We start from the raw sequence: 14,905 nt of genomic DNA on the forward strand, positions 1-14,905 counted from the left end.
TCCTGGGGCAGGGTGGGAGCGGTGAGCCGCAGCGCGAACGAGAGCGACTTCCGAGTGGGTCTGGAGCCGCTGGACGCCGAGGTCGACGCCGACCTGGAGGTCACCGGCGAGGTGCCGACCTGGTTGACCGGCACGCTGGTGCGCAACGGCGCCGCCCGCTGGACCGCCCGCCCCGGCGGCCAGGGCCAGCGGCTGCGCCACTGGTTCGACGGCCTGGCGATGCTGCACCGCTTCGCCTTCCGCGGCGGCGGCGTGCGCTACAGCAACCGCTACCTGCGCTCGCGCGCCTACGAGCACGCCGTGGAGCACGGGCGGATCGGCTACACCGAGTTCGGCACGGTGCCGCGCCGCACGCCGCTGCAGCGGCTGCGCGAGCTGACCTCGCCGCCGGTGTTCGGCAACAACGCCAGCGTCAACGTGATGCGCCTGGGGGAGCGGTACGTGGCGCTGACGGAGTCCCCCGACGTGGTGCCCTTCGACCCCGTCACCCTGGCGACCGGCGAGCCGCTGTCCTACGCGGACGACGTGCCCGGCGTGGTGACCCCCGTCCACTTCCACGCCGACGCCGACCGCGGCGTGCTGGTCAACTACACCGTCGAGTACGGGCGCACCAGCGCCTACCACCTCTACGAGCTGCCCGACCCGGCGGCCGGCGCGCCGACCCGGCGCCTGGTGGCCACGGTGCCGGTGGACCGGCCGTCGTACATGCACACCTTCTCGGTGACCCAGCGCTACGTCGTGCTCGCGGAGTACCCGTACGTGGCCGACCCGCTGGCCCTGCTGCTGGGCCGGGCCCCGGTCGACGCCTACCGGTGGCGGCCCGAGCGCGGCACCCGCTTCACCGTGGTCGACCGCGCCAGCGGCGCCGTGGTCGCCCGCCCCGTCAGCGACGCGACCTTCTGCTGGCACCAGGTCGGCGCCACCGAGGACGGGGACGCCCTCCTCCTGGACCTGCCCGTCATGGAGGGCGGACGGGCGATGCGCCAGTTCCTGCTCTCCGAGCTGCAGGGGGACGGCGTGAGGGCACCGGCGGGGGAGCTGCGCCGCTTCCGCGTGCCGCTCGACGGCGGCCCGGTCACCCACCGGCTGCTGTCCGCGACGCCGATCGAGTTCCCCCGCACCGCCGACGAGCGCGTCGGCGCCGTGGTGCGCCGGGTCTACGGGGTCAGCAGCGCCGAGAGCCTGAGCACCTCCTTCGCCGACCGGCTGGTCGAGGTCGACGTCGAGACCGGCGCCGCCCGCTCGTGGTCGCAGCCGGGCTGCTGGCCCGGGGAGCCGGTGCACGTGGCCGATCCCGGCAGCCGCGGCCCGGACGCCGACGCGGTGCTCCTCTCCCTCGTCCTGGACGCCCGCGCGCGGCGCTCCTTCCTCCTGGTCCTCGACGCCGCGACCTTCACCGAGCGCGCCCGCGCGCAGGTGCCGCACGCGATCCCGCTCGGCTTCCACGGGCAGTACTTCCCCGAGCTGGGGTGAGCCCGGCCCGCACGGTGCGGCCCGCGGGGTGTGACGCGCCTCAGAGGGCGCCGATGACGGCGCCGGCGTTCGCGTAGGCCAGCACGAAGGCGACCGACACCAGCACCGCGACGAGGACCGCGGCGGCGCGCACCCGCGGACGGCGCAGCCGCGCGGCGAGGGCGACGGCGAGCAGGACGACGCCGGCGGCGATCGACGCCCACCAGTAGGGCGGGTAGGTCGTGGCCGCGACGTAGCGCAGGCCGTAGGCGCCCTCCCCGACGAGCACCCCGCTCATCCCGCCGGCGCCGAGCGCGGCCAGCAGGTCGCGGCGCCGGCGCAGCCAGTGACCCCCCAGTCCGAGCAGCGGGCCCACCGTCAGCGCGGCGGCGCCCCAGAAGAGCACCAGCCCGGAGCTGGACGGCAGCCCCCGCAGGGCGTTGGCCGCGACGTACCCGACGAGCAGCAGGGCCAGCACGGCGAACCCGCAGCAGGCGGCCCAGCGGGCCGAGGGGGCGAGCACCGCCACGCCGAAGGCGACCAGCGCCCACGACCCGGACGAGTTGGCCAGCGAGGCCACCTGGGGCGGCAGCCACCCCTGCGCGAAGGCGGTCAGCACGCCCAGCAGCAGCCCCGCCGCCGCTGCCGCGCAGAGCGCGGCCACCGGCCCTGCGCCGCCGCGCCGTGCGGTCACCGCACTCGTCCTCCGCCCGGCCGGTGCCACGAGGCGTCCACTCATGCCCCCGAGCATGGCGCAGGAGCAGGGGCGCCCCGCCCCACCACGCCGACGTCGGCGCCCGCTGGTCCCGCCTGATCGGGAAGGATCAGCGGCCGCCGCGGGTCGAGCGCGCGGCCAGGTGCCGGGCCTCGAGGACCAGCTGGCGCAGCTCACGGAGGTCGGCGGTGGCCAGCTGCACGCGGACCCAGCCGTGCCGCCCGACCCGGGGCGCCACGTCGTAGGTCTCGGGAGCGATGGCCACCAGCGCCGCCTGCGCCTCCCGGGTGGCCCTGATGGTGGCGGTGCCGGCGTCCTCGTCCATCCCGACGACGATGCGCTCGTGCAGCCGGAACGTCGGGTGCCCCCAGGTCCGGCGCTCGACGGTGCCGGGCAGTGCCAGCGCCAGCGCCCGCAGCTGCTCGGTGCTGACCCCCGACGCGCTCGTCACGGCTGCGGGCCGGGGCGGAAGGGCGCCGGGACGGGCTCCGGCTGGTCCAGCAGGCGCAGCCACGAGCCGTCCGGCTGTCGGCGCGCCACCTGGACGCGGACGCCCGTGCCGTCGGCCGCCGGCGTGGAGGTCAGGGCGACGTCCCCGCTGACGAGGGTCGGCAGCGGTGGCTCCAGCGCGAACCGCGGCGCGTGCGCCAGCACCTGCTCCCACAGGGCGCGGATCGCCTCGCGCCCCGCGGTCACCCGACCCGGGGGGTGGGCCATCACCGCGCCCTCCTCGTACAGCGCGGCGATCCCGGCCGCGTCACCGGCGTTGGCCCGCTCGACGACCAGGCGCGTCAGGTCTTCGGGAACGCGGGCGGTCTCCTGCTGCGACATCTCGACCTCCGGGGCGATGACTGTGATCGCTCGAGCGTGGAGCCGCCCTGACGAGAAGTCCAACACATGATCGTTCTGAGGAGTAGAATCCTCGGTCATGGAACTGCGGCAGCTGGAGTACCTCGGGGCGGTAGCCGAGGAGGCGAGCTTCACCCGCGCCGCAGCCCGGGTGCACGTGAGCCAGTCCGGCATCAGCGCCCAGGTCCGCCAGCTCGAGCGCCACCTGGGCGCTCAGCTCATCGACCGCTCCGGGCGCACCGCGACCCTGACCCCGGCCGGTGCTTCCGCGCTCGAGCACGCCCGCGCCGCGCTGGCCTCCGCCGCCGCCGTCCGCCGTGCGGTGGACGCCGTCACCGGCCTCGTCCGCGGCCGGCTGGTGGTCGGCATGGTCCGCGGGTGCACCGTCGCCCCGCTGTTCGCGGCCCTGGCCTCCTTCCACCGCGCCCATCCCGGCGTCGAGCTCGCGCTGGTCGAGGACGACTCCGACCAGCTCCTCGACCGGGTGCGCGCCGGCGCGGTCGACCTCGCCCTGGTCGGCACCCCGGACGTCCCGCCGGCGGGCCTGCACGCCCTGACCCTCCTCGCCGAACCCGTCGTGGCCGCCGTCCCGCTCGGCCACCCGCTGACCCGGCCGGCGCGCGCGACCCTCGCCGACCTGGCCGCCCACCCACTCGTCTGCCTGCCTCGGGGCACCGGCATCCGCACCGTCTTCGACCGGGCCTGCTCCGCCGCCGGGATCGAGCCGACCATCGCCCTGCAGGCCAGCTCTCCCGACGCCGTCGCCGACCTCGCGGCTCGCGGCCTCGGGGTCGCCGTCCTCAGCGAGTCCATGACCGCGGGCCGTGCAGACCGGCTCCGGCCCGTCCCGCTCACGGACCTGACCGACCTGGCAGCCCTCGCCCTCGCCTGGTCGAGCAGCGAGGACCCCGCCGTGGCAGCGCTGCTCGCGCACTGCCGGGACGCCTTCGGCCGTCCCTCCGACGCCCGGCTGCCGGCGACCCGCTGACCGGGGACCGCGACGGCGGGCAGGCGCACCGGAACGGGCTCCGTCAGCGGGACGCCGCGCGGACGAAGTCGGACTTGCCGCGGGTGTAGTCGTCGTAGTCCGGGGCGTCCGCGTGCGCGGCGGCGAGGTCGCGCTTGAGGCGCTCGTACGCGGCGCGCAGGTCCGGCTCGGCGCGCAGCCGGTCGCGGAAGGCCAGCGTGCGCCGTCCGAACGGGGACGCCGCCAGCCGCACGTGCAGGATCGCCGGCCGCGCCGGGTCGGCCGAGGTGAACAGCCGCTTGGCCCACACCTCCTCCGGCTCGACGTCGCCGGGGAAGGGGAGGTCGCGGGTCACGCCGGGGGAGTCGGGTCTGCTGCCCGGTGCCGGCACCCATCCCAGCGGGGCGAGCGCGGCGTCCAGGACGGCGGGCTCGGGCAGCACCGGCACCCGCACCTGCAGGTCCACCGACGCCTTGGCGGCCAGGCCCGGGACGGCGGTGGAGCCGATGTGGTCGAAGGCGCAGGCGTCCACGTCGTCGACCAGCGGCGCCAGGGCCTCGCGCAGGGCGGCCAGGCGCTCGGCGGCGAACCCCGCCCACCGGGGGTCGTGCGGCACCAGGACCGCCGGGCCGCTCGGCACCGGGCCCCGGGCGGTGGGCGTCACCTGCACCGCCGCCCGGGCGCGGCACCGGCGATGATCGGAACGGGACGGGGAGCGCTCGGCACGCTCCTCATCCTGCCCGTGCCCGCTCGTGCCCGAGTCGCCGGATCGAGGTGCCAGGTCTGTCCGAGGTCCCCGAGCCCGCGCCCTCCGCGCCGATGGCGTGGCGGACCAGGACCGCCGTCTTCCTGCTCGGTCTGGGCGCGCTGCTGAACCTGTACTCCACCCAGCCGCTGCTGCCGGAGCTGGCCCGCGACCTCGGCGTCCCGGCCACCCGCAGCGCCTGGACGATCAGCGCCACGGCCCTGGGCGTCGCGGTGGTGGCCCCGTTCGCGGGGGCGGTGTCGGACCGGCTGGGCCGCAAGCGCGTGATGCTCGCCGCGATCGCCGCGGCGGTCCTCGCCACGCTGGCGTGCGCGGCGGCGGGGAGCTTCGAGTCCCTGCTGGTGCTCCGCTTCGTGCAGGGCCTGCTGGTGCCGTTCGTCTTCGCCGTCGCCGTGGCCTACGTCGCCGAGGAGCACACCGGGCCCGTCGCCGCGGCCGGCAACGCCCTCTACGTCGCAGGCACCGCGTTCGGCGGGTTCTGCGGGCGGTTCCTGTCAGGAGCGGTCACCGCGCACCTCGGGTGGCGCTCCTCCTTCCTCGTGCTGGCCCTCGTGCTGGCGCTCACCCTGGCCGCGGTCGCGGCCTGGCTCCCGCGCGAGCGCGGCTTCGCCCGCTCGCGCTCGCTGCTGGCGGGCCTGCGCGGCGTCGGGCGGCACCTGCGGAACGCGTCCCTGCTGGGCACCTGCCTCGTCGGGGCGACGATCCTGTTCCTCCAGGTCGGGTCCCTGACCTACGCGGCGCTGCACCTGCAGGCCCCGCCCTTCGGCCTGGGCACCGCCGAGGTGGGGGCGGTGTTCGCCGTCCCGCTCGTCGCCGTCGTCGTCACCCCGCTCACCGGGCGCCTGATCGGCCGCGCCGGTCGGCTCGCGGTGTTCGCGGCGGCCAGCCTGGTGTCCGTGGCCGGCCTCGGCCTCACCCTGGTCCCGGCCACCCCGGCGGTGGTCGCCGGCCTGGCCGCGTCGTCGACCGGCGTGTTCTCCAGCCAGGCCTGCGCCACCGGGCACGCCGCCGCGGCCGCGGGGTCCTCCCGCTCCGGCGCGGTCGGGCTGTACCTGACGTGCTACTACGCCGGCGGCGGCGTCGGCGCCGTCGCACCGGCGCCCGTGTACGCCAGCGCGGGCTGGGGCGGGTGCGTCGTCCTGCTGGCGGCGGTGGCCGCCGCCAGCGTCGTCGTGGCGCTCCTGGCGTGGCCCGCCGGCGCGGGACGCCGCTGAGGTCAGCGCGCCATGGGGTGCCGGTGGTCGTCGCCGACCCCGAGGTCGTCGAGGGTGTAGCCGTCGCGGTAGGGCCCGATCGGGGCGCCGGGCGTGAAGCCCAGCCCGGTGCCGCGCCCGCGCTGCAGCAGAGCGCGGGCGCGGAGCGCGGTCGTCACCGCCGCGCGCGTCGCCGGGTCCGGCCTCGGCAGGCCGAGGGCGCTGCGGGCGGGCTCGTCGGTGAGCACGCCGACGAGCTGGCGGGCCAGGGGCCGCGCCGGCGCCGGGAGCCCGGCCACCAGCGCGGGCCAGCTGGCCGCCAGCAGGGCCTGGCCCTCCTCGGTGCGCCGCAGCCGCCGGCGCTCGTAGTCGTCGAAGGCGTCGGCGAACTCGGCGTAGGTCGCGGGGACGTCGACCACGCCCATCCTCGTGCCGAACTCCCGCCACCAGTCCACCGTGGCCTGCCGCTCGTCGTCGGTGAGCCGGCGCCGGGCGCAGCGCTCGATCACGCGGGTGCCGAGGACGGCGAAGGTGCCCAGCACCCAGGTGTAGTCGTCGTCGGCGATCCGCCAGCGGGAGTGCATCGCGGCCAGCCGGCGCACCACCTGATCGCCGGTGGGGGAGTCCAGGCCGGCGACGAACAGCTCGTACACGAACAGGCCCGTGTCGGTCGCCCGCTTCTCGGGCGCGTGCTGCACGTGCCCGGTGTGCGCGAGCAGCCCCGCGATCGACGGGGAGGCGTAGGTGCGCAGGTAGGCCAGGACGTGCCCCAGGCGGGCCTCGAACCCGAACCGGACGGTGACCAGGTCCTGGTAGACCGCTTCCGCCCGCGCCAGGTGGTCCGGGGCCAGCAGCCGCGGCAGCGCCTCGCCACCCCCGGGCACGTCCGGCGTGCTCCGTGCGCTCACCACGCCACCTCCGCGCCGAGGTCCTGCACGGACCCAGTGCAGCACGCGGGTGCGAGCGCTGCAGGACCCCGGGTCACGCGGTCGGGGCGGGTCAGGCGGTCGGGGCGGGTCAGGCGGTCGGGGCGGGTCAGGCGGTCGGGGCGGGTCAGGCGGTGGGGGCGGTCGCGTCCTCGGACCGGCGCGGGCGCGGCAGCAGCAGGGCCGGCGCCGGGTGCTCGGCGAGCAGGGCGGCCAGGCGGGCCCGGTCGGTCTCGCGGCGCTCGGCGTGCAGGGAGGCCAGCACCGCCTCGCTGCTGGTGGGCGGAGGCGTCTGGGCGGCGGGCTGCTCCACGGGGTCCTCCTGGACGTGACGGCGTGCGCGGGCGTGGCGGATCGGCGCGCCGGCCGCGTGCGGGCAGCACGCAGCCGCGCGAGCGCCGCGAGGGGGTCTCGGGGTGCGGGCTGATGGCTCGACCCGAGGAGCCCCAGCGTGCCACCGGTGGGTGCCTGCGCGGGCCGCAACGCGCCGATCCGCGGGGACGCCGCACGACCGCAGCCCCTCACTGCTCCCTGTGACAGATCCCTTACGCTGCGTGCGTCCGTTTCGTCCCGAAAGGGGATCCATGGGGCGCCACGCGCGAGGCCGCCACGTCCGCACCCGCACGCACCGGGCGGGCCCGCCCTCCTCCCAGCAGCCCGACCAGCTGCGCCGCCCCGGCCCGCACCGGGCGCTCGTCGTGGCCCTGGTCGCCACCGCGGGTGCCGGGCTGGTCCTGTCCGGGGCCGTGGAGCTGCCGAGCAGCGCTGACAGCACGGTGCCGCGGAGCGCGGCGCTGTCGACGGAGGCGGTGGCCGAGGCGGTCCCCGCGGCGACGCCCCGGGCCGCGAGGGCGTCTCGGGCCGCGACGGCCACGACGGCCACGGCGCGTCCGGAGGCCGCGACGACCGCGGCCGCCCTCCCGGCGCCCTCCTCGTCGTCCGACCCGTCCGGCGCGGCGGCGACCAGCGAGAGCGGCTCCGTCACGGCGGCCGACCCCTCGGCGCCCGCCTCGCTGCCGCCCGCTGCTGCGCAGGAGCCCCCGTCGCCGTCCTCGGCGGAGCCGCCGGCGCCGTCAGCCGCACCTGCGGCGCCGTCCGAGGGCGCACCTGAGCCGGCAGCTCAGCCGACCGCCCAGACGACTCCCGAGCCGACCCCCGAGGCGACCGCGGAGGCGACCGCGGCGGAGTCGACCACCGAGCCGGCCTCCGAGCCGACCGCCCAACCAGCCGCTGAGGCGACTCCTGAGGCGCCCCTCGAGACGGCCGCGGCGTCCACCGCGGAACCGACCCCGGCGCCTCCTCCCGAGCCGACCCCCGAGCCGGCCCCCGAGCCGACCACGGCGGAGCCGACCCCCGAGCCGACCCCTGAGCCGGCCACCGCGACGCCGTCGCGGACGCCTGCCGAGGCCGCCACCGCGACGCCGTCCGCGAGAGCGGGCACGCCGACCGGCAGCCGCAGGCACCCCCTCCGCCACCTGGCGTGATCATGGACTCGTCCGGGGTGCTCGCCGCGAGCACCCCGGACGAGTCCGTGATCACCGCGCGAGGGGCGCGAGCGCGTCGCCGCCCGGGCGCGGGGTAGGGGCGGCGCATGTCGATGATGGAGCCGTTCGTCCCCCACCCCGACCAGGGCGAGGTCACCGTCCCCGCCGCCGACCCGGGCCCGGGCGCCCCCGAGACGGCGCCGGGCACGGGGCCGGACGCCCTGGGCGAGGTCGAGCCGGGCGCGCGGGACGGCGAGGACGCCGCCGTCAGCGCCGAGGGCGCGGTCGAGGGCGCGGTCGGGGGGCTGCCGGAGAGCACGCCGTTCCGCACGCCCGACCCGGGCGAGCTGGGCCCGCGCACCGGCCGCTGAGGGCCGCGGGTCTCGATTGGGCAACGGATTCCCGAGGGCGGTTGCCGCGCTCGGGATGCGCGTCTGTACCGTCTGTGCTGGTCAGCGGCTCACCGCGGCCGGGCGCCGGTGCCCGGCCGACGACGGTGCGCAACACCGCGGCAACGTGGCGGTACCTACAGTGCCGTGTCCCGCTGCGCGGCGGGCCCTGGCTGCGCACGCGCGACCACGGCTGACCGTCGGACCCCGCGGGTGCAGCACCCACTCAGTGATGGAGGCAACATGCGGGTTGGAACCCGGAGGACGCGCGCCGTGATGGCCGTGGCCTCGATGACGCTGCTGCTCACCGCCTGCTCCGGTGGTGGCGGCGAGACCGGCACCGAGGGCGGTGGCGAGGGCGGCAGCGGCGGCGGCACCTTCAGCATGTACATCGGAGATCCCGAGAACCCGCTGGTGCCCGGCAACACCACCGAGTCCGAGGGTCACCAGGTCATCTCGTCCCTGTGGACCGGACTGGTGGAGTACACGGCCGAGGGTGAGGTGGAGTACACCGGCGTGGCCGAGTCCATCGAGTCCGAGGACAACACCACGTGGACCGTGACGCTGAAGGACGGCTGGACCTTCCACGACGGCACGCCCGTGACGGCGAGCTCCTTCGTCGACTCGTGGAACTACACGGCGTACAGCCCGAACGCCCAGAACGCGTCGTACTTCTTCTCCAACATCGCCGGTTACGACGAGCTGCAGGCGCCGACCGACGAGGCGGGCACCGTCACGGGCGAGCCCGCGGCCACCGAGATGAGCGGTCTGTCCGTCGTCGACGACCGCACGTTCACCGTCGCGCTGGCGTCTCCGTTCGCCCAGTTCCCCGTCACCGTCGGCTACAGCGCCTTCTACCCGCTGCCGGAGTCCTTCTTCACCGACCCAGAGGCCGCCGGTCGGCAGCCGGTCGGCAACGGCCCGTTCCGGGCCGACGAGGAGTTCGTCCCGGGGCAGGGGTTCACCGTGACCCGTTACGACGAGTACGCCGGGGAAGGGGCCGCGCAGGCCGACTCCGTGGAGTTCCGCGTCTACGCCGACCTGAACACCGCCTACACCGACGTGCAGGGGGGCAACCTCGACGTCCTCCCGGACGTGCCGCCGGACGCCCTGGCGACCGCCCAGGACGAGTTCGGGGACCGCTACCTCGAGGCGCCGTCGTCCGGGTTCGCCTACCTCGGCTTCCCGACCTACGACCCGCGCTACGCCGACAAGCGGGTGCGCCAGGCGCTGTCCATGGCCGTCGACCGCCAGGCGATCGCGGACGCGATCTTCGCCGGCGGGCGCGAGCCGGCCGACTCGGTCATCGCCCCCGTCGTCGACGGCTACCGCGAGGGCGCCTGCGAGTACTGCGTGCTGGACGTCGAGCGGGCCGACCAGCTGCTCGACGAGGCCGGCTTCGACCGCAGCCAGCCGGTCGAGCTGTGGTTCAACGCCGGCGCCGGCCACGACGCCTACATCGAGGCGGTGGGCAACCAGCTGCGGGAGAACCTCGGGCTGGAGTACACCCTGCGCGGTGAGCTCGAGTTCGCCGAGTACCTGCCGCTGGGCGACGAGAGGGGCTACACCGGCCCGTTCCGCCTCGGCTGGAGCATGGACTACCCGAGCCCGCAGAACTACCTCGAGCCGCTGTACTCCACGGCGGCGCTGCCGCCGGCGGGCTCGAACTCCACGTTCTACTCCAACCCGCAGTTCGACCAGCTGGTCCAGCAGGGCAACTCCGCGAGCAGCAACGAGGAGGCCATCGCGCTGTACCAGCAGGCGGAGGACGTGGTGCTGGAGGACATGCCGGTCATCCCGATGTTCTTCGAGCTCGAGCAGGCCATGCACTCGGAGAACGTCAGCGACGTGGTGATCGACGTCTTCGGCGACATCGACACCGCGGGCGTCACGGTGAACTGACGCGACCGCTTCACCGCACGTAACGCCGCCGGGGTGCCGTCCGCACTGGACGGCCCCCGGCGGACGTTCGTGGCGGGGCGTCTCGCACCACGAACACCGCGTCGTCGGCGCGTCACCGTCGACCACACAAGGAGGAGGGCCATGGGCCGCTACGTCGCGCGCCGCCTTCTGCTCACCATCCCCGTCATGCTCGGGGCCTCGTTCCTGATCTTCGCGATGGTCTACGCCCTGCCGGGCGATCCGATCCGCGCCCTGGCGGGGGACCGCCCGCTCGCGCCGGCCGTCGTGGCCCAGCTGCGCGAGGAGTTCAACCTCGACGACCCGCTCCTGGTGCAGTACGCCAAGTACCTCGGCGGGCTCCTGCAGGGGGACCTCGGCACGGACTTCCGCGGCCGTCCCGTGCTCGACACCATCCTCCAGCGGCTGCCGGTGACGGTGCGCCTGACCCTCGTGGCGATCGTCTTCGAGGCCGTCATCGGCGTCGTCGCCGGCGTGCTGGCCGGCATCCGCCGCAGCAGCTTCTTCGACAGCCTCGTGCTGGTCTCCACGACGCTCGTGGTCTCGATCCCGATCCTCGTGCTGGCGTTCGTGGCGCAGTTCGCCCTCGGCCTGCGGCTGGGCTGGTTCCCGACCTCCGGGACCAACGAGGGCTGGTACAGCTACCTGCTGCCCGGCCTCGTGCTGGCCGCCGGCTCCCTGGCGTACGTGGCGCGGCTGACGCGCACGAGCATCGCGGAGAACATGCGGGCCGACTACGTGCGCACGGCGCGCGCCAAGGGCCTGCCCCCGAGCACGGTGGTCGTGCGGCACACCCTGCGCAACAGCCTGATCCCCGTGATCACGTTCATCGGTGCGGACGTCGGAACCCTGCTGGGCGGGGCGATCGTCACCGAGACGGTGTTCAACCTCCCCGGCATCGGGCGCGCCGTCTTCGACGCCGTGCGCGGCCAGGAGGGCGCCGTCGTCGTCGGCATCATCACCCTGATGGTGTTCGTCTTCATCTTCTTCAACCTGGTCGTGGACGTCCTCTACGCCGTCCTCGACCCGAGGATCCGCTATGAGTAGCGACCAGCAGCAGGCCGACCTGCGCCACGACGAGGTGCTCGCCGGGACGACGACGGGGCTCGCCGAGCCGGACGTCGACGTCACGCAGTCCCGCCAGAACAGCCTGTGGAGCGACGCCTGGGACGCGCTGAAGCGCAACCCGCTCTTCTGGATCGGCTCCGCGCTCGGCGTCCTGTTCGTCGCCATGGCGGTCGTGCCCCAGCTGTTCGCGCGCGGCGCCGATCCGCGCTCGTGCAGCCTGAGCGACTCGCGCCTGCCCCCGTCGGCGGAGCACTGGATGGGCTTCGACCAGCAGGGCTGCGACTACCTGGCCAACGTCGTCTACGGCGCGCGCAACTCGCTCCTGATCGGCGTCCTCGGCGTCCTCGGCGTGCTGCTGCTCGGCGTCGTCGTGGGCGCGCTCGCCGGCTACTACGGCCGGGGTCTCGACAGCGTGCTCGCCCGCATCACCGACATCTTCTACGCGCTGCCGCTGATCCTCGGGGCGCTGGTGCTGCTGCGCGTCGGCCCCTCGACGGGGCTGCCGGTGATCAGCGAGCGCGGGCCCGGCGCGGTCGCCGTCGCCCTCGCAGCGTTCGGCTGGATGACGGCGATGCGCCTGGTGCGCTCGCAGGTGATCGCGGTCAAGAGCTCCGACTACGTCGCCGCCGCGCGCGCGATGGGCGCCTCGGACCTGCGCATCCTCGTCCGGCACATCCTGCCCAACGCGGTGGCGCCCGTCCTCGTCTACGCGACGATCACCGTCGGCGTCCTCATCGCCGCCGAGGCGACCCTGACCTACCTCGGGGTGGGCCTGCAGCGCCCCGCCATCTCCTGGGGGCTGCAGATCTCCGACGGGCAGACGCTGCTGCGCACCGCACCGCACCTGGTGCTCTTCCCGAGCCTGGTGCTCACCCTGACCGTGATGGCCTTCATCATGCTGGGCGACGCCCTGCGCGACGCCCTGGACCCGAGGCAGCGCTCATGACCACCCCGTCCCCGACCACCTCCGCTCTCGGGCGCACGCCCGGCGCGCCCGTGCTCGAGGTCGACGACCTGCGCGTGGAGTTCCGCACCCGCTCCGGCGTCGTCCACGCCGTCAACGGCGTCAGCTGGAGCGTGCGGGAGGGGGAGACCCTCGCGATCCTCGGCGAGTCCGGCTCCGGCAAGTCCGTCTCCGCGCAGGCGGTGATGGGCATCCTCGACAGCCCCCCGGCCGTGGTCACCGGTGGCGGGATCCGCTTCGAGGGGCGCGACCTGCTGACGATGTCCGCCGAGGAGCAGCGGCAGGTGCGCGGCCCCGGCATCTCGATGATCTTCCAGGACGCGCTGTCGGCGCTGAACCCCGTCTACAGCGTGGGCTTCCAGATCGGCGAGATGTTCCGCGCCCACCGCGGCGCCTCCCGCAAGGAGGCGCGCCAGCGAGCGGTGGAGCTGATGGACCGCGTGCGCATCCCCGCGGCCGCGCGGCGCGTCGACGACTACCCGCACCAGTTCTCCGGCGGCATGCGCCAGCGCGTGATGATCGCCATGGCGCTGGCGCTGGACCCGCGGATCCTCATCGCCGACGAGCCGACGACCGCCCTCGACGTCACGGTGCAGGCGCAGGTGATGGACCTGCTGCAGGACCTGCAGCGCGACACCGGCACGGGCCTGGTGCTCATCACGCACGACCTCGGTGTCGTCAACGAGGTCGCCGACCAGGTGGCCGTGATGTACGCCGGCGAGGTCGTCGAGCGAGGCACGGTCGACGAGGTCTTCAGCCGCCCCACCCACCCGTACACCGTGGGCCTCATGAGCTCCATCCCGCAGGTGGAGGCCAAGGGCGGGCGCCTGCGCCCGATCACCGGCCAGCCGCCGAACCTGGCGGCCATCCCCTCCGGCTGCCCCTTCCACCCCCGGTGCCCGAAGCGGCGGATCGGCGCGGACGCCGCGCCCGGCCGCGACTGCCGCGCCGACGTCCCGCCGCTGCGCCCGGTCGCCGCCGGGCGCGAGGCGGCGTGCCACTACAGCGAGGAGGTGCTCGGTGTCGCATCCGGCGTCTGAGCCCGCACCCACCACGTCCGCACCCACCACGTCCGCACCCGCGACGCCCGCGGCGGAGCCGCTGCTGCAGGTGCGCGGCCTGAAGAAGCACTTCCCGCTCACGCAGGGCGTCGTGTTCAAGAAGACGGTCGGGCACGTGCGCGCCGTCGACGGCGTCGACCTGACCCTGGCCCGCGGGGAGACGCTCGGCCTGGTGGGGGAGTCCGGCTGCGGGAAGTCGACCGTCTCCAAGCTGCTCGTGGCGCTGGAGAGGCCGACCGAGGGGCAGATCCTCTACAAGGGCCAGGACGTCGCCCGCCTCGGCGGGCGCGCCCTCAAGCAGTACCGGCGCGAGGTCCAGATCGTCTTCCAGGACCCGTACGCGTCCCTGAACCCGCGCATGACGGCCGGTGACATCGTCGCCGAGGGCTGGGCCGTGCACGCCGACGCCGCGCCGCGCAAGGACCGCCTCAGGCGCACCCAGGAGCTGCTCGACCGCGTCGGCCTGAACCCGGACTACGTCAACCGCTACCCGCACCAGTTCTCCGGCGGCCAGCGCCAGCGCATCGGCATCGCCCGCGCCCTGGCGCTGCAGCCGGAGGTCATCGTCTGCGACGAGCCGGTCTCGGCCCTCGACGTCTCGGTGCAGGCGCAGGTGGTCAACCTCCTCGAGGACCTGCAGGACGAGTTCGGCCTGTCGTACCTGTTCATCGCCCACGACCTGTCCGTGGTGCGGCACATCTCCGACCGGGTCGCCGTGATGTACCTGGGCAGCGTGGTGGAGGAGGGCACCGACGAGCAGGTCTACGGCTCGCCGTCCCACCCCTACACCCAGGCGCTGCTGTCGTCGGTGCCCATGCACGAGCCGGCGCTGCGCGGGCAGAAGGACCGCATCCTCCTGCAGGGCGACGTGCCGAGCCCGGCGGACCCGCCGTCCGGCTGCCGCTTCCGCACTCGGTGCTGGAAGGCGCAGGACGTGTGCGCCACCGACGCGCCCGCGCTCGTCGACCGCGGCCAGGGCCACCCGGCGGCGTGCCACTTCGCCGAGGCGCGCCAGGTCGTGCCCGCGGAGGGCTGAGCGGGCGTGACCTCGTCACGGTCGTGCCGCGCCGCCCGTCAGCGTCGTGCCGCGCCGCCCGTCAGCGTCGTGCCGCGCCGTGCGTCAGCGTCGTGCCGCGCTCGGGCCCCCGCCT

General features: G+C 75.4%; 15 protein-coding genes. 9 read left to right on the forward strand and 6 right to left on the reverse strand.

The window, feature by feature from the left end; translation table 11 throughout:
• Positions 1-21 precede the first annotated feature (21 nt).
• A complete protein-coding gene (locus BLS82_RS12220) occupies positions 22-1,473 on the forward strand; it encodes a carotenoid oxygenase family protein (RefSeq protein ID WP_176819079.1) in 1,452 nt (483 codons plus the stop codon).
• A gap of 40 nt (positions 1,474-1,513) precedes the next feature.
• Here the strand turns inward: BLS82_RS12220 and BLS82_RS12225 are convergent, their stop codons facing one another.
• The 3 genes from BLS82_RS12225 to BLS82_RS12235 form a co-directional block, all read right to left on the reverse strand.
• On the reverse strand, positions 1,514-2,146 hold the full coding sequence (locus tag BLS82_RS12225) for a DUF6518 family protein (protein WP_092866236.1): 633 nt from the start codon (positions 2,144-2,146) through the stop codon (positions 1,514-1,516).
• A gap of 130 nt (positions 2,147-2,276) precedes the next feature.
• The gene (locus BLS82_RS12230; protein WP_176819080.1) at positions 2,277-2,618 is read right to left on the reverse strand and encodes an MmcQ/YjbR family DNA-binding protein; all 342 of its coding nucleotides are present in this window, start codon (positions 2,616-2,618) and stop codon (positions 2,277-2,279) included.
• Positions 2,615-2,998 carry a YybH family protein gene (locus BLS82_RS12235; protein WP_092866242.1) on the reverse strand — a complete coding sequence of 128 codons (384 nt, stop codon included), beginning with the start codon at positions 2,996-2,998 and terminating at the stop codon, positions 2,615-2,617. Before BLS82_RS12235 ends, BLS82_RS12230 begins: the two co-directional genes overlap by 4 nt.
• A gap of 97 nt (positions 2,999-3,095) precedes the next feature.
• On the opposite strand from BLS82_RS12235, the gene BLS82_RS12240 reads away from it, so the two are divergent.
• Complete coding sequence (locus tag BLS82_RS12240) at positions 3,096-4,004, forward strand: LysR family transcriptional regulator (RefSeq protein ID WP_092866245.1); 909 nt, start codon at positions 3,096-3,098, stop codon at positions 4,002-4,004.
• Positions 4,005-4,047: 43 nt separating this feature from the next.
• Here the strand turns inward: BLS82_RS12240 and BLS82_RS12245 are convergent, their stop codons facing one another.
• Entirely contained in the window at positions 4,048-4,647 is a 600-nt protein-coding gene (locus BLS82_RS12245) for a GrpB family protein (protein ID WP_255378307.1), read from the reverse strand.
• A gap of 110 nt (positions 4,648-4,757) precedes the next feature.
• Between BLS82_RS12245 and BLS82_RS12250 the strand changes: the two genes are divergently transcribed.
• Positions 4,758-5,963: an MFS transporter gene (locus BLS82_RS12250; protein WP_218123870.1), complete on the forward strand. Its 1,206-nt coding sequence runs from the start codon at positions 4,758-4,760 to the stop codon at positions 5,961-5,963.
• Between the two features lie 2 nt (positions 5,964-5,965).
• On the opposite strand, the gene BLS82_RS12255 is transcribed toward BLS82_RS12250, so the two are convergent.
• Positions 5,966-6,850 (reverse strand): oxygenase MpaB family protein, encoded by an 885-nt coding sequence (locus BLS82_RS12255; protein ID WP_176819081.1) that lies wholly within the window; start codon positions 6,848-6,850, stop codon positions 5,966-5,968.
• Between the two features lie 145 nt (positions 6,851-6,995).
• Positions 6,996-7,181, reverse strand: a complete 186-nt coding sequence (locus tag BLS82_RS15790) for a hypothetical protein (RefSeq protein WP_092866254.1) — start codon at positions 7,179-7,181, stop codon at positions 6,996-6,998.
• 1,278 nt (positions 7,182-8,459) lie between these two features.
• On the opposite strand from BLS82_RS15790, the gene BLS82_RS12270 reads away from it, so the two are divergent.
• The 6 genes from BLS82_RS12270 (at position 8,460) to BLS82_RS12295 (ending at position 14,790) form a co-directional block, all read left to right on the forward strand.
• Positions 8,460-8,723, forward strand: a complete 264-nt coding sequence (locus BLS82_RS12270; protein WP_092866260.1) for a hypothetical protein — start codon at positions 8,460-8,462, stop codon at positions 8,721-8,723.
• Between the two features lie 261 nt (positions 8,724-8,984).
• Positions 8,985-10,643 carry a peptide ABC transporter substrate-binding protein gene (locus BLS82_RS12275; protein WP_369811079.1) on the forward strand — a complete coding sequence of 553 codons (1,659 nt, stop codon included), beginning with the start codon at positions 8,985-8,987 and terminating at the stop codon, positions 10,641-10,643.
• A gap of 141 nt (positions 10,644-10,784) precedes the next feature.
• Positions 10,785-11,708: an ABC transporter permease gene (locus tag BLS82_RS12280; protein WP_092866263.1), complete on the forward strand. Its 924-nt coding sequence runs from the start codon at positions 10,785-10,787 to the stop codon at positions 11,706-11,708.
• Positions 11,701-12,675, forward strand: a complete 975-nt coding sequence (locus BLS82_RS12285; RefSeq protein ID WP_092866266.1) for an ABC transporter permease — start codon at positions 11,701-11,703, stop codon at positions 12,673-12,675. The genes BLS82_RS12280 and BLS82_RS12285 overlap by 8 nt, the downstream gene beginning before the upstream one ends.
• A complete protein-coding gene (locus BLS82_RS12290; RefSeq protein ID WP_092866269.1) occupies positions 12,672-13,733 on the forward strand; it encodes an ABC transporter ATP-binding protein in 1,062 nt (353 codons plus the stop codon). Before BLS82_RS12285 ends, BLS82_RS12290 begins: the two co-directional genes overlap by 4 nt.
• Positions 13,714-14,790, forward strand: a complete 1,077-nt coding sequence (locus BLS82_RS12295) for an ABC transporter ATP-binding protein (RefSeq protein ID WP_218123872.1) — start codon at positions 13,714-13,716, stop codon at positions 14,788-14,790. The genes BLS82_RS12290 and BLS82_RS12295 overlap by 20 nt, the downstream gene beginning before the upstream one ends.
• The last annotated feature ends 115 nt before the right edge of the window (positions 14,791-14,905 follow it).

Origin of the sequence: Quadrisphaera sp. DSM 44207 (assembly GCF_900101335.1) — a bacterium.
In the GTDB taxonomy this organism is placed as follows: domain Bacteria; phylum Actinomycetota; class Actinomycetes; order Actinomycetales; family Quadrisphaeraceae; genus DSM-44207.